Source organism: Treponema vincentii, from assembly GCF_010365865.1.
GTDB lineage: Bacteria > Spirochaetota > Spirochaetia > Treponematales > Treponemataceae > Treponema.
The window spans coordinates 38,466-59,560 of the sequence record NZ_CP048020.1 but is presented as its reverse complement, the minus strand read 5'-3'; the positions used below and the strand labels follow the sequence as shown (position 1 = coordinate 59,560).

The window sequence follows — 21,095 nt, the reverse complement described above, 5'->3', positions numbered from 1 at the left end:
GATGACATGGGTGATATGACGGCAGCCGGATGTCTACATTTTTTTAGCACGGATACCTCCCGCACAAAGACCGATACAAAAAAAGAGGAGCGCCATCGCCGTACACTCAAATGTCCGCCGTACCGGTTTTTGCACATATCGTATTTTCTCGCTTTCGGCATCGCCTTCCGTCAGCGATTGCAACACTTTCTGTGCCGAACCGAGGTCGGCCGCGGAAATATAAAAACTTCCGTTTAAGGTTTGCTCCGCATAGCGTTTAAGAATAGATTCCTCCAACACACTTTTTTGCACGACCGATTCGTGTTTTTCATTCAGGATGGAAAGCGTACCACCTGTTTCCGTTCCAAAGCCGATGATAATCAGTTGAACATTTTCTTGCCGATACCGCGGAAGAATACGCGGCACCGAACCGATTGTTTCACCGCCGTCGGTGCACAGCACAACCGTTTTTCCGGTCAATCGATTTTCGGGGAATGCCTCCAATGCGACACGCAGTCCGTGTTCAAGATTGCTTCCCGCCGAGGTTGCATTGAACGGCGACAGTGTTTCCGCTGCGGTCAGTACACTCTGATGATTAAAACTCAACGGTACGGCAAGCGTACCCAGTCCCTTTATCGTAACGAGTCCGCAGGCCGTTTCCGGCAAGCGCTCTATCAAAAAGGAAACATAACGCTTTGCAAATTCAAGCCGGTTCGGTGCGATGTCGGCGACGGTCATACTGCGCGAAATATCGACGGCAAAGATGACCGCATTTCCGTGTTTGACTACGGTGGTTTGTTTTGTGCCCCAGAGCGGTACTGCTGCGGCAATACTGAGAAACAGCCAGCCGATGCTCCAAAACGCCGTTCGGATTCGCAGTGCCCGTATAATGGCGTGAATCTCTCCCGCCGCCGCGTAGCTTTCTTTTAATTTTTTTATGCGATACAGTGTAACGGCGCAGGCAGGCAGAATACCGATGATGCACAACAGGAAAAACGGTTTTTCAAATTCAATCATTATGACACCGCCTGCATTCCGATTCTGCGAAGCAGCCATGCTCCTACCGCGCAGCTCATTGCAATCAATAAAAACAGCCCGTCAAGGTACGCGTATTTACGTATGGTCATTGAAGGAGGCGTCGCCGGTATTTTTTGAATAAATCGATTAAAAATATCCGTTAATAATTCGGGTGACTGTGCCGAAAAATAGCGGCCGTTACCGTAACCGGCGATTTTTTGTAACTCCGCTTCATTAAACACGGTGTTGAGCGTACCGGAAATTTCTTTTTTTTGAATCGGATCGATATACTTAACCGGCGCATATCCCGACTTTCCCAACCCAATAATGTAAAACCCGATTTTTTTATGTTTGATGATATCCGCGGCAGCGCGGGGATGCACCTCTCCGGTGTTGTTATCTCCGTCGGTAAAGAGAATGATATGTGAGGGGATCGCAGAATACTGCGTCAGATGCAGCACGGCAGAGGCAAGCCCCATACCGATTGCCGTTCCGTCGCCGAATTCACCGACTTGCAGTTGATCCAACCGAGTCAGAAACGTGTGCCGATCGATTGTCGGCGGAATGAGTACGGCGGCGAAACTTCCCAGCGCGGTAAGCCCTAATGAGTCGCCTTCGTACTTTTCCGCAAAGGACTTGATAATCTGCTTCGCCGCCTCAAGCCGTGTCTGTGTTCCCATGTCCTGTGCCGCCATCGAGGGGCTGGTATCGATGACAAACATCAGCGCTTGTCCCGAACCGGCATACATCGCTTCGGAAGTTTGCCGTACCGGTTCCGCAAGCGCAGCGACGGCGAATACAAAGGCTGCCGCAAGAACGTACTGGGAGATACGGTGCGCAAGATACACCCGCAGATTTTTTTCAGGAACAAACCCGTTCCAATTTCCAAGCGGCAGTGATATTGATACCGCTTGCAATCTCCCCGTCCGCCGGAGCAGTACAAAAGTCGGCAGTAACAGCAAGAGGAAAAAAGAAAGCGGTCGTTGAAAATTCAGCACGAGGGTATCCTTATCACGGTTATTATACCACACCTGCCGCAGTTTTATAAGGTAATTCCACGTTTAACCGTCCGTCACGCTCCCCGGTGAAGTTTGTATGGGGATTGGTTCGCCTAAATAGCGGGGACGCACTTTGATAAATACTGCGCCGACTGCTTTTATCCGAGCAAAAAATTCCCGCAGATGGCGGCTGTTTTTTCCGTAGATAAACCGCCGATCGCTTGCAACTCCGTAAGCGTCAAGCCCCAAACAGCGTGCAATATACACAGCTCGATATAAATGATACCGCTGCGTTACGATCACAACCTTTTTTGCACAAAAAATATCCCGCGCTCGATAGCAGCTATCATAAGTGGAAAATCCCGCGTGATCCATAAACACGCAATCTGCTGGAACAGTTCGTGCTACAGCATACTGCTTCATCGCCTTTACTTCATCGTAGGCTTTTGTACCATGGTCGCCGCTCATCAGTAACGCCGGAGAAATACCGGCACGGTACAAATCGATACCGGTTATAATTCTATCTTCTAAGATATGGCTCGGATACCCGTTTTTTAAAACACGGGCGCCCAATACCAAAATGCAATCCGCTTCCATAAGGCTCGCATCATCCGCATTTTTGATATACGGCTTTGCAAACCGTACCATATCGTAATTGATCCAAAGAGCAACAAAAACGAGTGCACTGCATATAATAAGTGTCGTTTTTAAAAGTGCTTTACGTTTCGGCATTTTCATGCATCCTCTTCTCATCAGCGGGTAGGGCATCTCTAAAAACTCGGTTGGCTTTAGCGATGATCGGCAGTGACTTTATATCATTTCTCGTAACTTCCCATATAGTCGACGGAAGTGTACAGCGATAAAAAGACCGATAAGGCAGGCTGTCAATGAGCCAAACATTGTTTTAAGTGAGCTCATTGTTTGAGCAATAACTTGCAAAATCACTAAAAAATACGGCTGTTGTTCGAAGATTGGATATGCGGTATACTCATGAAAATCTGCCACTGCAGACATCCCTATAACAATCACTCCTAACATCACAAGGACAAGAGAAATCTCGAAATACAATCTAAAATATTTTAACAGGAATTTCATGTGTTTTTTTCCTTGCACAGTAACTTCGCAAAAACTTGACCTGTACCCCAGAATACCAATCCGAGTGTTACATTCGATACGGTCTTTTCAAGATATGCTAATTGCTGTAACGTTGCATGACCTTGCGTTAAAATATCAATAACTAGATTAAGAGCTGCAGCAAAAACAGAAAGAGCGATAAAGATAACACTGGCGATTTGAATATATTTCGGTATATCAATGTCTTGCAATGTCTGTCTTGGTTTTTCCACGGCCTCATTTTCATTCATGATATTCTCCTAGAGGATGATGTTATTATTGAGTATAAACAGCTTCGAAGAAACGTCAATTAGTAAAAATTTAACGATGAGTAATACCGCAAACCGTTTAGCTCAACCGATGGAAATGCCACTTGTTACACGGATACAATTTCTCCCCTTTAAAAAAAAGCCAAAATTCGGTATACTCGCCCGCATGGAATTAACGCAAGAGTTTATTGACGGTCTTGTAGTGAACGAGATCGACATTATGAAAAAGGTTGCGGAAGAGCTGAATATCAGGATGCAGCAGGTTTCCGCAGTTATCACATTGGTCAACGAAGGATGTACAATCCCTTTTATTTCACGGTATCGTAAAGAAATGCACGGTTCGCTCGATGAGGTTCAAGTTCGGGATTCCGATAAATTGTTTAAATCCTACGTCAACTTGGAAACGCGACGGCTTGAGATTGTACGGGGTGTATTTGCAGCAGGCAAGCTGACCGAGCTGCTCTATGATAACATTATGAAAGCATCAACGCTGGCAGAGCTTGAAGATATTTGGGCGCCCTTTAAAAAGAAGAAAAAGACACGCGGTATGCTGGCTGTTGAACGCGGCTTGCAGGGCTTAGCGGATTTAATGAAAGAATTGGAAGAAGCGGAGCTTGTAAAACGGGCGCAGGACTTTGTTAAAACCGATTGTGAAGACGAAACACTCAATGTGCCGACGGTAGAGGATGCGCTTGCGGGAGCTTCCGATATTATCGCCGAAGAAACGGCACAGGATACGGAAAACCGGAAAGCGGTACATGACTTCTTTATGGCAACCGGTCTTTTTGAAGTGAAGGGTATCGGGGATGAAGAAGCGCAGAAAACCTCTGTGTATCAGATGTACTGGGAGTATTCCGAAGCGCTGAACCAGATTAAACCGCACCGGGTGCTTGCCATCAACCGCGGAGAGCGTGAAGGTGTTTTGGAAGTAAAAATCAATGTTGATGTAGACGAAGCGGTTGCACGGGTACAGAGCCGTTCGGTACAGCACAACAAATACCACAGTGAAGCGATTGCAGACGGCATTGTCCGGCTGCTCAGCCCTGCGGTACTGCGCGAAATCCGCAGCAACTTAGGCGAAGACGCCGACACCCACGGCATTACTATTTTTAGCGAAAACTTAAAACATCTTTTGATGACGCAGCCGATTAAGGGAACCCGCGTACTTGGCGTAGACCCCGGTATTAGAACCGGCACCAAATGCGCGGCCTTAGACGAAACCGGCAAGTACCTCGGCTCTTTTGTTATTTATCAGCATAAGGCAGAGGAAGCAAAAGCAGCGCTGCTCAAGGCGGTAAAAGACTATAAGGTACAGCTCATCGCAGTGGGCAACGGGACAGGCTCTCACGAGGTGCAGGAAATCGTCTCCGATGTGATTAAAACACATTGCCCCGAGGTGCTGTTTACGGTAGTTGATGAGGACGGAGCCTCCGTGTACTCCGCAGGAGATGTTGCCCGCGAGGAATTCCCCGACTTGGATCTGACCATCCGCGGTGCTATCTCCATCGGGCGGCGCTTACAGGATCCCCTTGCCGAACTCGTTAAAATCGATCCCAAGTCTATCGGTGTCGGACTCTATCAGCATGACTTAAACCAGAAAAAACTTTCAGAAGAGCTGGATGCGGTTGTCGGTTCGGTAGTAAACAACGTCGGCGTCAATTTGAACACCGCAAGCGCCTCGCTGCTCAAATACGTATCCGGTATTACGAGCGGATTGGCGAAAAAGATTGTGAGTTACCGCGAAAAAACCGGCATCTTTACCGACCGGGAGCAGCTTCATAATGTCAGCGGTTTAGGCCCCAGGGCCTTTGAACAATGCGCAGGTTTTTTAAAGATACCGGAGAGCGCCAATCCGCTGGATAACTCGTGGGTACACCCCGAAAACTATCCTGCAGCGGAGGTTATCTATCAGATTGTACGTAAAAATGAACCGGTAACCAAAGAGGTACGCACGGAGCTACAGGAAAAATATCAGCTCGGCGAGCAAACAGTCAGCGACATTATCGAAGAACTGAAAAAACCGAACCGCGACCCTCGTGAGGACTGCCCCAAGCCGATTATGCAGCAGGGCGTTCTCTTGTTTGAAGATCTTAAACTCGGCATGACCGTTAAGGGCAAGATCAAAAACGTTGTGGACTTCGGCGCCTTTGTTGACCTCGGTATTAAGGAAACCGCCCTGCTGCACATCTCCGAGATGAGCGACAGCTTTGTTTCCGATCCGCTTGAGGCGGTAAAGGTCGGCGATATTGTGGAATGCCGGATTATTGCACTCGACGAAGCACGCCGCCGTATCTCACTCAGCCGGAAAAGCGAAAGCGGGGTACAGGGGAAGCTGACCGCAAAGCAAAAGGCGGAAGTCAAAAAGATTACCGTAAAAACCAAAGACGGTAAAACCGTTGCGGTAAAGACTAGCAGCGGAAAACCTGCCGTGCAGGGAGAAAAACACCTGAGTCACCGCGGAGAGCGGCAGCCGGCAGTCCGGTCAGAGCGGCGTGTCGCAGAAGCCCGACCACGGAAGGATGATGACGGTACAAAGTACAATCCCTTTGCGGCATATTTTAATAAGAAGTAAGACAACAGTCGGTAAAGAGCTCGTTCTTTTTACCGACTCCGTTTTAGATTATATCCGCATTCCGTTAATATTCGACTTATGTATTCTCCAAGCGAAGTAGACGGATTGTTTTTATAGAAAGTAAAGCCGGCATAACGTTGTAAGACACACTCATTTTGCTTGTTATTTTGCATAATTGTATGAGCCCGACTGATTGCATTATTCACATCACTTAAATCGAGCTGCATCAAAAGTTGTTTAAAATTATCTTCTCTCTTATATTCATCCAAACTGTTAAAACTTTTATGATAAGCCTTATTAATAACCTGCAAGTATTGCTTTCGATTATCAAAACAAGTATTGCAATCCTGTTTATGTAATATCATCCATAGTTCAAAGGTAAAGTTGCTATACCCAAGTTTGTAGGTAATATGCTTTCCTTGTTTTTGAGCTTTTTTCATGGATTCTAATGTAGTCTGAAATGCCTTTACATGATCTTCGTCGTTACTCTCTTTATCACATATATGCACAATTTCGGTTTTACTTATTATGGTAATTGCCTTTACTCGTGCCAGAGGATTTTTTTCAACTTTTGAATCGAACACTACTTTGTATGTTGCCGTATTTGCAGTATTAATGGCATTTTGTAACCAATCCAAATACCATTTTTCCGTTTTGCCTTCTACAGAAAAATAATATTTCTTTGTCATTGCTTTCATTTGAGGTTTCTCTCATTTTGTTTCTTTATAAACTTAGTAATACATGAACTAAAATCAATATTATCAAGTGCACCATAGCGGTCTATAAAGTAATTTTTCATGTAGTCTTCGTTTTTTCGGACACCGTTTTCCCCAGCCGTTCCAAAATCGGATAATGAATAGTGCATACTGCAATGAGTGTCATGATCTCGTTCTACAAATTTAATTTCGTCACGTCGAAATAGATTTGCGTTTAAAAAGATAGGATTATGCGTATTGAATACAAGCTGAGCATGGTGTTTATTTATTTCGTCATTATGGAAAATCGTAATAATATTCATTACCGCCATAGGATGAATTGAGGCATCAAATTCATCTGCAATTAATATGCCTCCTTCTAAAAGAACCTTCATAATGAGCGGGAATATATTAACAAATCGGATAGTACCGTATGATTCAAATATCTCGGCCGGTAGAATAGCTGTTTCTTGTTTATCTTTTACGAGTGAACATAATTGTACTTTGTGAGTTTCTTCGTCATTTACATAGCCAAGTGCGTTTGCAGTAATACCGAACAATTTAGCTGCCTCATTTATAGTTTCTTCTACATAAAAGGAGTTCTTTTGTGGATCGGTTAGCGTACCCACTACACGCAACAAATTAGAATGATAGACAACAATAAATTTACTGCTTAGCCAGTTTAGAATTAATGCAGAAAGCTTTACGCTAAAGATTGTTTTAAATCCATTTGTCAAAAATAATTCTTCATCATTTAAGCTACCTTGTGCAAGTGCAATTGCTCCTTGTTGATTCGCTTTAAAAGCTTCTGTAAGATAATCTTTAATAATATCTAAATTATCAATTTGTAATTCGTTGCTTCTTTTAAATACTAAATTCTCATTAATTTTAAGAGTTTCTTGCAGAATTTTACGCTTATAATTTTTATCTAAAAAAAAGCCTAAATCAAGAGAAAAAGCATACTCAATAAGCATACTTGCCTCTATAAATTTAATACTGAAGCTGACCGGTTGAACTTTTATAAGAGTATTATTCGGGATGAGCTCCAAAGATTTAGCCGCAATATTTACCCCTTTAGCATCTTCATCATTACGGATATTTCCTCTTATAATAATACTTTTAAAAGTATCCATCGCACCAATAATGTTCGTTTTACCTGCAGCATTTGCACCATAGATAACAGCCGAGCTTAATCCTTTATAAACTTTTTTATTAATTTTTTCCCGAGCAATACTATAATCCAAACCTTTTTGCTTTTGGGCAGGTATAAGCGAAAAAGTTAATTCTTCCTTAAAAGACTTATAGTTTGCCGTTTTAAATTCAAGCAGCATTACATTCCTTCTATTTTGCAGTATTTATGCAAAATAATATATAGAATATTCGTTTTTTAAGCAAGAGCTATCGATCTTTTCGAATATTACATCATTAAAGCATTGTTATATAATGAGCTATGTTATAACAGATTGAGACATAAGATTTTTATAGTATATGAAATAACATTATTTTGCAGATAGTTTATAAAATTAGGCGCATTCATGACTTTGCGGCATATTTTAATAAGAAGTAAGACAAAAAAATCCCGATAAAAGAGCGACTCTTTTATCGGGATTAGTTCATTAGAAAACGCATACCCTTTAGGCATTTGAAGGGTATGAATACAATAGCGTCAATACTTTATATAAAAGATAACCTTAATGAACAGCCTTTTTTATTTCTTCTTCAGTGGGGCTGGAAACTTTCTGCAGCACTATCTCTTTATCATCACCTTCAAAACGTCCTTTCAATGTCATCTTTTCGCCTTTTTAGGTAAAAAATCAGTAATTACGGCAAAGGGAGTGGTGTACTGAGAAAGCCGATTGATTGGTCGGAATTTTCTCCGAAACACTGGATATACCGTGCATCTGTAGGTCTATTCCCAAGCATTTCAAACGAACCATTTTGTCGCTCGGCATCGTTTTTTTGCAATTGATACACAGTCAGTGGCTGTAAATCAGCACTCAGCATAATCAATGAAAAATGTGAACATGCGTTGCTATGAGTAATGTGCAGCATCCATTGTTCATTTTCCAACGTAAACTCAAAGGGTAAAGCGGTTATCACTTGGGGTTCCTGCAGCGAAAAAGATATTTCCGTTTTATTTCCACCCAAATCTGAGGCTGTAAGTGTATACTGCCCTGCGGGGAAAAAGCGGCGGGGATACTTGAACTTATTTGAACCTACCCATTGTGTATTTTTTGAATATCCTGCTTCCTGTAAAAAAACAGTATTTTCCCGATGGAGTGCCCACTCCAGGTCGGTAGCATTTTCACGTAATATCAAGCCTTTATAATCATTTCTTCCATCGTTGTCTTCAATCAGCATAAAAACAGCCAACCACTCCGTTAAGGCACCTTGTTGATTATAACTATATATCCGTTGCTCTTTTGCAAGTACAGCAGACGGCGTATTAAATGAACATGAGGTATATATTAAAATAAATGATAATAGATAGATAAAGGACAGGTGCTTCATCGGCCTAGAACATAAAAGATAGGTTGACGACTGTTAAATCGGAAGCAGATTTGCTTGCACTGGATTCAAAGTGAACATTTCTACTCTCACATTGTTCTATAAGATACGAAATGTAATACATGCCAAGACTGCATATATCAGACCCTTCGGGCAGCGCACGGTAAAAATCGATAAGCGAATTTTTGTTAATGTCTGCCTTTTTCATGTCGTTTATACTCGCTTTTATTGCTTCGGAAGAATCAGCTTTATTGTACACTGAAATTTGCATTTTACCCTGTGTACCGATCGAAGTAGTACTGCCACCTCCAATTTTCCATGAGACAAAGACTTTTTCTTCCTTCCGTTTCAGTTCAGCAATAAGCAATTGGCGAACTTTCGGGTCGAAAAGTGCATCTTGTGGATCTTCTATATTGGGGAATAATTGCTTTGCTTCATTCCGCATATTTATATTTTCGGCACTTAAAATCAACTCCATCAACACAAGTGAGATATATTCGGCTATTTTAGTTTTGTCGATATATTCATTAAGGCTGGTACGGATTGTCCGTATGATAAGATCAAAATTCGGGGCGGTTTTAAATTTTGTAATGATAAACCATATAAAGGGCCGCAAATTATTAAGGAATTTTTCACTTAGGAAGAGCTTCATATTTTTATCTGCGGGAGAAAGATCTTCTTTGCTGATAAAGGCAGACAATGGCGCCAAGATTTCCTTTTTTGTTTTGTAAATAATATCTTCATTTTTTTTTAAAATTGCTGCTAAATATCTCTGATTAATGTGCGTCTTCTCATCGATAATGTTCGCTGGGTTGAGTCTATTCCACTTCTTAATTACCGGTGAAGCCAATATCTGCTTAAATATAAACACATCGTATTGACGATATAATAGAGAAAATACAATCAATTTGGATAAATCCATAATTTCTTGGCGAGAAGAGCCTAATTCCGACTGCGAGATTTCAATCTTTGAGATATAGTTTGCAAGGATAAGCCGCTGAATGTTGTCGGGGACAAAAGAATCCAGAGAGATTCCATACTCTTCAACATTTCCTGCCAAAGTAAATCGCAACAGTTTCTTATTCTGCTTAATAAAGAAGGTCGAACCTTCCTGTGTTAAAACCAACTTAATAGGAAGATTTAACAACCGTTTCTTTTCTACTGATGCCATAATCGTTATCCTTGCCTTAAAGATACTACCAAAACAGCCGAAAGGCTAATAAGTACCGTTATAAAAATTTTCATTTCTAAAGATTAACCAACAACTTTTTAACTTCGGCCGCATGACGATCATTTGGCCTTTGTTTAAGCAACTGCTCAAAAATGGCCTTTGCTTCCGCCTTGTTATCCAAACTAATATACACTTTTCCGAGCTCATAGTAACTATCCCATGCCTGCGGATTTGTTTTTATAATAGTCTGATAGGTATCGCGTGCATTTTCTTTTAATCCGGCTGATAGGTAGACAGCTGCGAGATTCTGACGTGCATCAATATTATTCGGCATAATTTTTATCGCATTTGTATAATAATCGATGGCTTTCCCATATTCATGTTTTAACCCGTAGAGTTTTCCTAAGTTTATATTTACTTCAAAATTTGAAGCTTCTGCCCTGTATGCCGCGAGCAGATGCTCTTCCGCACTATCGAGACGACCGGCTTCCAGCTGTATCCGTCCGAGGTTGATGCGGGGTTTACCGTATTGTCCATCGGCTGCCACAGAACGGGCATAATAGTCTTCCGCTTCGCGCAGCCGATTGTTTTTTTCAAGCGCCAAACCATACGTATATAAGAAGCGGGCGTCCTTATCGTTACCGGCTAACGCTTTTTGAGCATTTTGTAGCGCTTCCGTCACCTTGCCAAGTTCAAGTTGTACCGCAGCGAGATTATAATACGTTACCGGATCGGTATCCCCTAACGCTAATGCTTCTTTAAAATAGCGCTCCGCTTGTTTGGCATCCTTTTGTTTTGAATACACTTGCGCCATCTCTTTTAATGCTGAAGTATTTGATGGTTCCAATGATAATGCCTTTCGATAGTTATTAATTGCCTCACTATAATTTCGTTTTTTATCCTGCATACGGGCTATTTCGATCCAGGCACGGACATAATCCGGCTTTAACGTTGCAGCTTTTGAAAAAGCTGTAAGAGCAGCGTCATTTGCGTTCATAACCTTATGCGTCATACCGAGATTGAAAAAAGCTGCTTCAAATTGCGGATTGGATTTCACGGCTTGTTCAAAACAGGAACGGGCTTGGGGGTATTTTTTCTGTGCAAAATACTTTCTACCCAACTCATAATTATATTGAGCATTTTGCGGATCGAAGCGGCGAGCAGACTCCAATTCCTGTACGGCAAGCGCCGCATTGTTTTGGGCATCTGCTATTTGCGAATATACATAATGAGCTTTTGCGTCATCGTTTTTAGCCGCCAGCGATTTCTTAATATAGCCGGATGCTTCGTTTAGCGCTTGCCCTCTATTAGCCGGAGAATTGTTTGAAAGCGAATACATGGCCTCCGCCATTTCCCTGTATTGTTCGGCCGTAAAGGAGGTATCACCTGACGGCATCTGCGCCGCTGCTTTACTGAAAGCGCTTTGCGCTGCGGCAAAGTTGCCGCTTGCTGCAGATTTTTTTCCTTGTTGCACCAGTGCATCTACTTCATGTTTTTTGGCCAGCAACTCTGCTTGTGCTTTTTGTGCAGCCTCCGCTTGAGCTGCTGCGGCGCGGGCTTGTGCTGCCGCTTGCGCGCCCGCATTATTTGCCGCATTGTTTTTTTGCGGTACAGTAGATTGCGCTTGGCGTGAGGCGGCGGTTTGCTGCGCAGCCTGCGGTTTTGCAGAAGGGCTTGCTTGCGCTTGGAGTGCCGATTGCGCATTGGTAATTTTTGCAGCTAAGGCTTGCGATTCAGAGGTGTTCTTTGCTGCAAGCCCCTTTTTGATATACTCATTGGCTTTTTTTAATGCACTTGCTTTCGTCTGCTTGTCCGTTGAATTTTCCGCCAAGCCGAACATCGCATCGGCCATTTTGCGATAGGACTCTTCCGCAAAATCATTATCTTTTGGCATGATGCGGCCTGCCCTGTCTAAAGCAAGAACAGCGTTACTCAGCTGTTTCCGTTGAGCTGCGGCAGTTCCCTGCGCTATAAGGTTTTCCACCTGTTTGTACGCAGCTGTTTTCGGTTTTTCCTGTTGTTTACGCTGAGCTTCAGCCCTTGCCTGGGCAAGCCGTTCCTGTTCTTTGCGTTGTTCTTCGGCTTTTTTCTGCGCTGCGGCTTGGGCGGCCTGTTCTTGCTGCTTACGCTGAGCCTCAGCTCTTGCTTGCGCAAGCCGCTCTTGTGCTTTGCGTTGTTCTTCGGCTTTTTTCTGCGCTGCGGCTTGGGCGGCCTGTTCTTGTTGTTTACGCTGAGCTTCAGCCCTTGCTTGCGCAAGCCGCTCCTGTTCTTTGCGTTGTTCCTCAGCTTTTTTCTGCGCTGCGGCTTGAGCAGCCTGTTCTTGCTGCTTACGCTGAGCCTCAGCTCTTGTTTGCGCAAGCCGCTCCTGCTCTTTGCGCGCATCAAGTATTTTAGCGTAAAGATTGCGGGCACCGGAGCTGTTCTGTGCGGCGAGCGCTGCTTTAATGTAGTTTTCGGCCTTATTCAGCGATATCTGCACATCGTTCGGATCGGATAGGCGCTGTGCAAGATTGAGCATCGCATCTGCCATTTCCGCGTATGAATCGCTTGCGAACTGTTTATGGTCCGGCATCGAAGCGGCCGCTTTATCGAAGGATGATACGGCGTTATTCAGCTGCCGTTTGTTTACGGCGTTTTTCCCTTGTCCGATCAGTTCTACGACCTGTCTCCGCTGCTGTTGTGCTTGATCTTCTTTACGTGCGCGTTCTGCCGCTTGCTGTTGGGCTAACAGCGCCTGCTGACGCTTTGCTTCGGCCGCTTTTTGGTGCTCAGCTATGATATTACTATAAAGCTCGCGAGCGTCCGTATTATTGCGAGCCGCGAGAGATTTCTTTATATACCGTTCAGCTTCATCCCGAGCTTTCTGAGCAGTCTGAACATCAGGCACCGTTTTTGATAATAAAAAGAGCGAAGATGCTATATCGTAATATGAAGATGCTTCAAAATCTTTGTCATCAGGCATAGCTTCATCAGCCCGTTCAAAAGCAGTGAGTGCATTGCCCAGCTGATTTTTTTGAGCAGCATTTTTCCCTTGCACAATATGAGCGCGTACTTTATTGCGTCCTTCCTCAAGTTTTTGATTTCCTATTTCCCGTACTGCTTCCTGCTCCTGTGTTCCGCGGTTAAGCGCAAGCGTGTCATAGCCGAATACTCCCTGATAGGCATCCCCGGTTCCATCCGCTTGACCGTTCGATAAACTTTGCTGATTTTGTACGTTGCTTCCATCTTGGGGATCATACTTTTTAGTAAGACTTTCATTTGCAGCTTGTGCAGCCAAAAGCCGTTCCTGTTGTTCCTGCGTGAGTTCATTATTGTCATTTTCGGGTACAAACACACCATTATTCCCTAAAATATCGGAAGAGCGCCCTGGAGAGGTTCCCATAGCGTCACCATTCAGTTCATTTTTTGAAATCGGTATGTTATTTGTTCCTTTTCTACCGAAAATAAGAGAGTACCCGCCCCAAATTAAAAGGCACAGTACAATACCCGCCGCCGTTCCTATTAAATATTTGTGTAAATCATTCAAGATTATAGTCCTCCGAATAGTCAAGTGTTTCATCCGATCCGACAGAAAGAGAAGAAGCATTATCCACTGATTGTAAATTAGCATTTATTTCATCTTGTAACTTTTTATATCGATCTTCTGCGGCCTTCCGTTCGGCTTCTTCCGCCAACCTCCGTGCTTCTTCCTGCATCCGAATCATTTCCGCCTCACGCTGTTCCGATTCCAAAAGCGATACCATACGCTGAATTGCCTGTCTTTGGGAAGTAGCAGGATCAAGGTTTAAATAAAATTTATAATCTTCCAATGCTTGCGGATATTGTTCCAATTTAATATAGGTATTCGCTCTATTCAACACCGCCGGTGGATAGGCACGGCGTGCTGCCAACGACGCAGTATAAGCCTCCTCCGCCTCTGTAAAACGACTTTGCAAAAAATAGACATTCCCTAAATTATATGAGTAGAGATATGAACCTGTGGTATCTTTGCTTTTGCCAGCCAGCAATTGCTGTTCGGCTTCTGCATATTTACCGAGGCTAATATAGCATACACCTAAATACAAGTTGATTTTAGGGTTGTCCTTTTCTTCCGCCATAGCCTCATAGAAAAGTGGCACTGCCTTATCCGGCTGGTTATTCAGCAGTAATTTCTTTCCTTGTGTTATAGCGTCTTCTGTAAAACCCTGTGTGGCTATTATTAGATAGATAACAATCGAAATTAATTTTCGAGCCGATACGCGGCAAATATACTTCATTGACATTACCTCTCAAAAATTATACCATAAATCTATGTCTTTGTACCTTATTAGTTTCATTGGTATCCTTGCTTTCTCTATTTTATTATTAGCTTTTTTACTAATACGCTCGATTCTTTCACCGAAAAAAACAGCTATAATAGAAAAATATATCAATGCCGGCAAGTATGCAACAGCAATTAAACGGGCGAAAGCTATTATAGCAAAAAACCCGCGTGATACAAAAGCCCACTATCTCCTTGGAAAAGCTTATTTAGCTGATGGTCGTGCCGAACTCGCTTTGATGGAGTTCAAAACCATCAGTAAGGCCGTATTTGACTCGAAAGCCCAAGAAAAAGAATTCCGAAATTTAACGGCGCAACTATATGAGCGGTTCCAACAACATACGGAAGCACTCGCAGAATATGCATTACTGATAAAACTCGACCCCCAAAATGCGGAATATCATTATGCTATCGGGCAACTTTTTGAGCAGCTCAATAAGACGGAGCAGGCTATTTTTCATTACCGGCAGGTGATTAATCTTAATTCTAAACATGCCGCAGCTCATGCAGCGCTCGGATTGCTTTTGTTCCGCAATAAGATGATGAATGAGGCAAAACAGGAAATCGCTATCGCACTGAAGCTTGAACCGGATAATACGACTGCTCTGTACTATCAAGGACGGCTGCTTCGTGAATCAAAAGAATATGCACAGGCGTTGGCTTCATTTGAAAAAGCTGCTCGCAATGCAGATCTCCGGCAAAAGTGTTTTACCGAGCGCGGTTTGTGCTATCTTGATGCAAATAGTCTTGAAAAGGCCGCCTTTGAGTTCGATCGCGCACTTAAACTCACGACTGCAAAAAATTCGAATCCCGATACGTTACGTCTCCGTTATGCGGCTGCGGCCTGTTACGAAAAAATGAGAGACCTCGACCGCGCTATTGAGCAGTGGGAGGCAATCCATACTGTAATGCCAAGCTATAAGGATGTTACAGAGAAGCTGAACCAGTATCGAGACCTCCGTTCAAACGATCTCATGAAGGAATATCTTACCGTTAGCGCGGAAGCATTCCTCAAACTCTGTAAAGCGGTTACAGAACAAGCATTCGCGCTTTTGGTTCAGTCTCAAAAGGAAATTAAACAAGGCTGTGCCATCATCGCCTTGGAAGATAACTCCGAAAAATGGATGAATGTACGGAAGCAACCCAAACTCTTTATCTATTCGCGGGATAGCGACATCATAGGAGATTCCTTTTTGCGTTCGCTACATGAACAGATGAAAGCGCAGGGATTAGTGCGGGTCGTTGTCATTACCTCAAGCGGTTTCTCACGGGCTGCATTAAGCTTTGCCGAGAATCGTCCATTTGAATTAATAGATAAAGACAAACTGGAGTCAATTTTAAAAACAATAAAAGGCATATAGGCATGAAGATCCTCTGCATTTCCGATCAAATCGATCCGCTCATTTACAGTGTCAATATCAAAGAGCGGTACCAAGATGTCGATCTTGTGATTTCGGCAGGGGATTTACCAATGGAGTATTTGGAATTTATCGTTTCATCGTTGAATAAACCGCTTTTCTTTGTGTTTGGGAATCATAATCTCACTGCATTGCCGTACTATCATAAAAACCTTGGATCGAGCGCTTCCTTACAAACTATTGCCGCAATCCGCTCTGAAGGGTACGGGTCAACGTATCTTGGCTTTACCACACGCCGAGAGAACGGCATACTTTTTGCCGGGGTTTCGGGAAGTATCCGGTATAATAGCGACGTCGGGCAATACACTGAACATCAAATGAAGATGCAGCTACTCGCAATGGTACCGCGCCTCATTTACAACAAGCTGCGCTATGGTCGATATGTAGATGTTTTTGTCGCTCATGCAGCACCCTTCGGTATCCACGACCGCCCCGACCCGTGCCATGTGGGATTTAAATGCTTTTTATGGTTCATAAAAAAGTTTAAGCCGCGCTATTTTTTACACGGACACATTCATCTTTATGATCTTCAAGCCCCGCGAGTAACCGTCTACGAAAACACAACAGTCATCAATGTGTTTAGCAACTATCTGTTGGAATTCGATACTACGCAATCTGCCACTTGATCTCATTAATAGAGAGCTAATATCTTTTATCCTTGATGTTTGAGAGCTAAATATTATATATATAGAACAGTACAAGGAGTATTTTGATGATAGATAACGAAACCGTGCTTTCTCGTAAAAAGCTCTTTAACGAAACGGGCGACATCGAAGTCCATCTGCGGAAGATGATAGGCGGGAACACCACCAACCTCAACGACTTTAACAACATGAAGTATACATGGGCAAGCGAATGGTATCGGCAGGCGATGAATAATTTCTGGATACCGGAAGAAATCAATATGAATACTGATGTGCAGGATTACCGCAAACTCAGCCCCGCGGAAAAAACCGCGTATGATAAAATCCTTTCCTTCCTCATTTTTTTGGATAGCATTCAGACGGCGAACCTACCGAATGTCGGACAGTATATTACCGCAAACGAAGTAAACCTCTGCCTTACCATTCAGGCGTTTCAGGAGGCAGTACACTCGCAGAGCTACAGCTACATGTTGGACACCATCTGCTCCCCCGACGAGCGGACTGCCATCCTTTATCAGTGGAAGGATGATGAGCACCTCTTAAAACGGAACAAGTTTATCGGCGACCTATATAATGAGTTTCAGGATGATAAAAGCGCGCTTGCCTTGCTCAAGGTTGCCGTCGCCAATTATATTCTGGAAGGGGTATATTTTTATTCCGGCTTTATGTTTTTTTATAACCTCGGTCGGAATAACAAGATGCCCGGCTCCGTGCAGGAAATCCGCTACATCAACCGCGACGAAAACACGCATTTGTGGCTATTCCGCTCGATCATCCATGAGCTGCAAAAGGAAGAGCCACAGCTGTTCACGCCGGAAAACAACGAGCTGTTCCGCAGCATGATCCGCGAAGGCTGTGAACAGGAAATTGCATGGGGGCATTACGTTATCGGCGACGACATTCCCGGACTGACCCGCGGCATGGTTACCGACTACATTCAGTACCTCGGCAACCTTCGCTGCGAAAACCTCGGCTTTGAACCATTGTACGAAGGCCACCGTGAAGAACCTGCCTCCATGAGTTGGGTAAGCCAATACAGCAACGCAAACCTCATCAAGACGGATTTCTTTGAAGCAAAGTCTACGGCTTATGCAAAATCTTCCGCGCTAAAGGATGACCTATAGGGAAGAAAATGCAATTAAAAAGATTTTCGCTGGGGCCGGTTCACTTTTATCGGCAGGCGCTTGGATTTGCCATACCGGTTATGATTCAAACCTTTGTGCAAAGCCTCGTTTCGCTGATCGATAACTTTATGGTGGGCGGATTGGGCGACATAAAGATGAGCGCGGTCAATATCACCAATCAATTCACCTTCCTCTTCTTGACAACGATCGGGACGTTTGCCGAAACCGGCGGTATGTTTATGTCCCAATTTAACGGCGCAAAAGATGCAGGCGGAATGCAGCAAACGTACCGGTTTAAGCAGATTATGATGCTTGCCTGTGCCGCGCTGTTTACGGTTTTCTCATTCTTTTTTTCAGGACATATCCTCGGCTTTTTAGTTCATGGGAATCAGCAGGCGCCGGAAATCGTTGCAGAGGGGCAACGGTATCTGCATATTATCCTACTTACCTTTATCCCTATTGCCTTTTCTACCGCGATTACCTCTTCCCTGCGTGACATCGGCAATGTAAAGATCATTATGTACAGCGCGATTATCTCTACTTTGATAAACACCTGCGGAAACTACATTTTGATTTACGGCCATTTCGGAGCGCCGCGGCTGGAGGTAAAGGGCGCTGCGTATGCGACGCTGATAGCCCGCTGTGCCGAAGTTGCTCTCTTGCTTATCTACGTGCATGTCAAAAAGCCTGCATTTTATGTACGGATATTGTCGCTTTGGAAAGTCCGATGGAAATTGTTCATGCAGATGGTTAAGAAGCTCGGTTTGGTGTTTGCCTCCGATATTTCGTGGGTGGGAACCGAAACGATTGTCGCGGCACTGTACAACAGCCGCGGTGGGGCGGAGGTCGTCGCAGGCATGGCTGCCGGTTGGACGATTGCAAATATATTCTTTTTAATTTTTCCGGTGATTTTTACCTGCGTACGTATAATCGTCGGCAGTTCGCTCGGACAAAATAAATTGGACGAAGCCCGCAAACAGGCGCGATGGTTCCTTTCGGGGTTTTTTATCTTCGGTATCTTCGTCGGCATCTGCGAGGCTCTCACGGTTTTTCTTATTCCCGTTGTGTTTATCCGGCTTTCGCCTGCCTCGCATATCATCACGCGGAATCTTATATGGATTATCGCGCTTTATATGCCGCTGTGGTCGTACCTTAATACGCAGCTTGCAATTTCCCGCGCGGGTGGTGATGCTCAACTTGGCGCATGGGTCGATATCAGCGTCAACTCAATGGTATTTTTGCCGGTAATGCTTATTTTCACCTATTGTACCGCGCTTTCGCCCGTTGCGATGTTCGGACTTGCAAAGCTCAGTGATTTTCTTAAACTGCTCATCGCCAGACATCAACTGAAAAAAGAGCGGTGGGTAAAGAATTTGACTGTTGCGTAAGGGTTTATAAAAAAGCAATACGGCACTACGCAGGGTGCCGAGGATTCCGGCTTTCATACGGAACAATCACGCTCTTTTGCCCTGCATGATGCCTTCTTTTTCCTGCAGGAATTGCATCGAATAAAGCTGATAGTAGTGTCCTTTTTTCTGCAGCAGTTCTTCGTGCGTGCCTGCTTCTATCATCCTGCCTTTTTCGATAACAATGATTTTATCGGCATTGCGGATAGTGGAAAGGCGGTGCGCCACTACGAACGAAGTTCTGTTTTCCAGCACGGCGGCAATAGCATTTTGAATTTTTTGTTCCGTTTCCGTATCAACCGATGAGGTTGCTTCGTCCAACACAAACAGGCGCGGATTCCGCACAAGGGTATGTGCAAACGAGATCAGCTGTTTTTGCCCCATCGAAAGTAAGCCACCGCCTTCACCTACCTGCGTTTGGTAACCGTTCGGCATCGCGGAAATAAATTCGTGAGCGTCCACGAGCTTTGCCGCCGCGATAATTTCTTCTTCCGTTGCATCAAGCTTGCCGTAGCGGATGTTCTCTTCGATTGTGCCCGAAAACAAATGAGGTGATTGCAGTACATAGCCGAGGTTTTCGTGTATCCATGTTTCCGGCATTTCAGTGTAGTCGATTCCATCAATTAAAATACTTCCCTGCTTCGGCTCATAAAATCGGCAAAATAAATTCACGATGGTAGACTTTCCCGCTCCGGTAGACCCGACGAGCGCAAGCGTTTCACCGGCCTGCACCGTCAAATTAAAATCGATTAAAACAGGTTCGCTTTCTTTATACCAAAATGATACGTGCTCAAACCGTACGGTTCCTTTTATAGCAGGACGCTGCACTTCCGGCGGATTAAGCGCGGCGCCGTATTTTTTGATAACCGCTTCCGTATCCTGAATATCAGGCTTCTCTTCCAGCAGTGCAAAAATCCGTTCCGCCGCTGCTTGTGCCGATATCAGTTCCGCAAATAGCGCGGATGCTCCTGCAAGCGGGGCGTTGAACTGAGTAACATACGAAAGAAACGCAACAAGCAGTCCCAAACTAATCGCCTGCGAGATAACGGCGCTTCCGCCGTAAAAGACAACCAGTCCCGTACCCAGCGATCCGATAATCTGTACCGCAGGCATCAAAATAGAAGAAAGCAAAATTCCACGTATCGAAGCAGCCTTCATCTTCTCCGTTTTGGCGAAAAACTCTTTTGCGTTCAACTCCTCTCGCACGAGCGTCTTGGTCGTCTTTGCGCCTTGAATATCTTCGTTATATGCTGCCGCCAGCTGTGCATTTACTACCCGTACTCTCCGCTGCGCTTTTAATATCTTTGCACGCAGATAAATGCTCAATGCAATAATCAGCGGGAATGTCGTTAATACAATAAGGGCAAGTTTGATATTGTCGTGGAACATCGTAAAGATGAGCGCAAACAGCATAAAAAAGCCCCACAGTAAATCGGATACACCCCACGCCACCAGCTCCGATAATTTATTGATATCCGAGGTGATGCGTGACATAAGAGATCCGACCGAATTGGCATCGTAAAATGAAAGAGAAAGACTTTGTAAGTGATTAAAGCAGCGGATCCGTAAGCGATTGCACATCTTTACTTCTACCGTGCCGATTGTCATAATATAGAAAAACGTAACGAGAACTGCGAATACTATGAAGACACTGGTCAGCACAACGACCGGAATAAAATTCTGTAAATTCCGCTCTTTTACAAAAACGTCGATAACATAGTTGGTGATTTTAGGTTGTGCAATTGCGCAGATTCCTTCAAGCCCCGAAAAAATGAAGCCTGAAATAAAGAGCAATTTAAAGAACGCAAACTCCTTTACAATCCGCTTCCAAACCCCGCCGTTAAACTTTTGGTTGTAATCGTTTTCTTGATCTTGTTCCAT

At 44.1% G+C, this 21,095-nt stretch carries 17 protein-coding genes; 5 read left to right on the top strand and 12 right to left on the bottom strand.

The window, feature by feature from the left end:
* Window positions 1–33: 33 nt before the first annotated feature.
* From GWP43_RS00250 to GWP43_RS00230, 5 genes are all read right to left on the bottom strand, one after another.
* A complete protein-coding gene (locus GWP43_RS00250) occupies window positions 34–996 on the bottom strand; it encodes a vWA domain-containing protein (protein WP_162661962.1) in 963 nt (320 codons plus the stop codon).
* Window positions 996–1,994 carry a VWA domain-containing protein gene (locus tag GWP43_RS00245; RefSeq protein ID WP_162661961.1) on the bottom strand — a complete coding sequence of 333 codons (999 nt, stop codon included), beginning with the start codon at window positions 1,992–1,994 and terminating at the stop codon, window positions 996–998. Before GWP43_RS00245 ends, GWP43_RS00250 begins: the two co-directional genes overlap by 1 nt.
* A gap of 63 nt (window positions 1,995–2,057) precedes the next feature.
* Window positions 2,058–2,726: a SanA/YdcF family protein gene (locus tag GWP43_RS00240; protein ID WP_203232422.1), complete on the bottom strand. Its 669-nt coding sequence runs from the start codon at window positions 2,724–2,726 to the stop codon at window positions 2,058–2,060.
* 78 nt (window positions 2,727–2,804) lie between these two features.
* Window positions 2,805–3,089, bottom strand: coding sequence for a hypothetical protein (locus tag GWP43_RS00235; protein ID WP_162661959.1), 285 nt, complete (start codon window positions 3,087–3,089; stop codon window positions 2,805–2,807).
* A complete protein-coding gene (locus GWP43_RS00230; protein WP_162661958.1) occupies window positions 3,086–3,358 on the bottom strand; it encodes a hypothetical protein in 273 nt (90 codons plus the stop codon). The genes GWP43_RS00235 and GWP43_RS00230 overlap by 4 nt, the downstream gene beginning before the upstream one ends.
* Before the next feature lie 184 nt (window positions 3,359–3,542).
* Here GWP43_RS00230 and GWP43_RS00225 point away from each other — a divergent pair, with 184 nt between their 5' ends.
* Window positions 3,543–5,948 (top strand): helix-hairpin-helix domain-containing protein, encoded by a 2,406-nt coding sequence (locus tag GWP43_RS00225; protein WP_162664691.1) that lies wholly within the window; start codon window positions 3,543–3,545, stop codon window positions 5,946–5,948.
* A 29-nt stretch (window positions 5,949–5,977) separates the two neighbouring features.
* Here GWP43_RS00225 and GWP43_RS00220 read toward each other — a convergent pair whose 3' ends face one another.
* From GWP43_RS00220 to GWP43_RS00195, 6 genes are all read right to left on the bottom strand, one after another.
* On the bottom strand, window positions 5,978–6,646 hold the full coding sequence (locus GWP43_RS00220) for an RloB family protein (RefSeq protein ID WP_162661957.1): 669 nt from the start codon (window positions 6,644–6,646) through the stop codon (window positions 5,978–5,980).
* Complete coding sequence (locus GWP43_RS00215) at window positions 6,643–7,974, bottom strand: AAA family ATPase (RefSeq protein WP_162661956.1); 1,332 nt, start codon at window positions 7,972–7,974, stop codon at window positions 6,643–6,645. The genes GWP43_RS00220 and GWP43_RS00215 overlap by 4 nt, the downstream gene beginning before the upstream one ends.
* Window positions 7,975–8,464: 490 nt before the next feature.
* A complete protein-coding gene (locus GWP43_RS00210; protein WP_230977751.1) occupies window positions 8,465–9,004 on the bottom strand; it encodes a hypothetical protein in 540 nt (179 codons plus the stop codon).
* A gap of 154 nt (window positions 9,005–9,158) precedes the next feature.
* Window positions 9,159–10,322 carry a DUF8084 family protein gene (locus tag GWP43_RS00205; protein ID WP_162661954.1) on the bottom strand — a complete coding sequence of 388 codons (1,164 nt, stop codon included), beginning with the start codon at window positions 10,320–10,322 and terminating at the stop codon, window positions 9,159–9,161.
* Between the two features lie 76 nt (window positions 10,323–10,398).
* A complete protein-coding gene (locus GWP43_RS00200) occupies window positions 10,399–13,848 on the bottom strand; it encodes a tetratricopeptide repeat protein (RefSeq protein ID WP_162661953.1) in 3,450 nt (1,149 codons plus the stop codon).
* On the bottom strand, window positions 13,841–14,578 hold the full coding sequence (locus GWP43_RS00195) for a tetratricopeptide repeat protein (RefSeq protein ID WP_162661952.1): 738 nt from the start codon (window positions 14,576–14,578) through the stop codon (window positions 13,841–13,843). The genes GWP43_RS00200 and GWP43_RS00195 overlap by 8 nt, the downstream gene beginning before the upstream one ends.
* Window positions 14,579–14,612: 34 nt before the next feature.
* On the opposite strand from GWP43_RS00195, the gene GWP43_RS00190 reads away from it, so the two are divergent.
* From GWP43_RS00190 to GWP43_RS00175, 4 genes are all read left to right on the top strand, one after another.
* Window positions 14,613–15,983, top strand: a complete 1,371-nt coding sequence (locus GWP43_RS00190) for a tetratricopeptide repeat protein (RefSeq protein WP_162661951.1) — start codon at window positions 14,613–14,615, stop codon at window positions 15,981–15,983.
* A 2-nt stretch (window positions 15,984–15,985) separates the two neighbouring features.
* On the top strand, window positions 15,986–16,666 hold the full coding sequence (locus GWP43_RS00185) for a metallophosphoesterase (RefSeq protein WP_162661950.1): 681 nt from the start codon (window positions 15,986–15,988) through the stop codon (window positions 16,664–16,666).
* An 86-nt stretch (window positions 16,667–16,752) separates the two neighbouring features.
* Window positions 16,753–17,808: a ribonucleotide-diphosphate reductase subunit beta gene (locus GWP43_RS00180; RefSeq protein ID WP_162661949.1), complete on the top strand. Its 1,056-nt coding sequence runs from the start codon at window positions 16,753–16,755 to the stop codon at window positions 17,806–17,808.
* A gap of 8 nt (window positions 17,809–17,816) precedes the next feature.
* Window positions 17,817–19,196 (top strand): MATE family efflux transporter, encoded by a 1,380-nt coding sequence (locus GWP43_RS00175; protein WP_162661948.1) that lies wholly within the window; start codon window positions 17,817–17,819, stop codon window positions 19,194–19,196.
* A gap of 66 nt (window positions 19,197–19,262) precedes the next feature.
* Here GWP43_RS00175 and GWP43_RS00170 read toward each other — a convergent pair whose 3' ends face one another.
* A complete protein-coding gene (locus GWP43_RS00170) occupies window positions 19,263–21,095 on the bottom strand; it encodes an ABC transporter ATP-binding protein (protein WP_162661947.1) in 1,833 nt (610 codons plus the stop codon).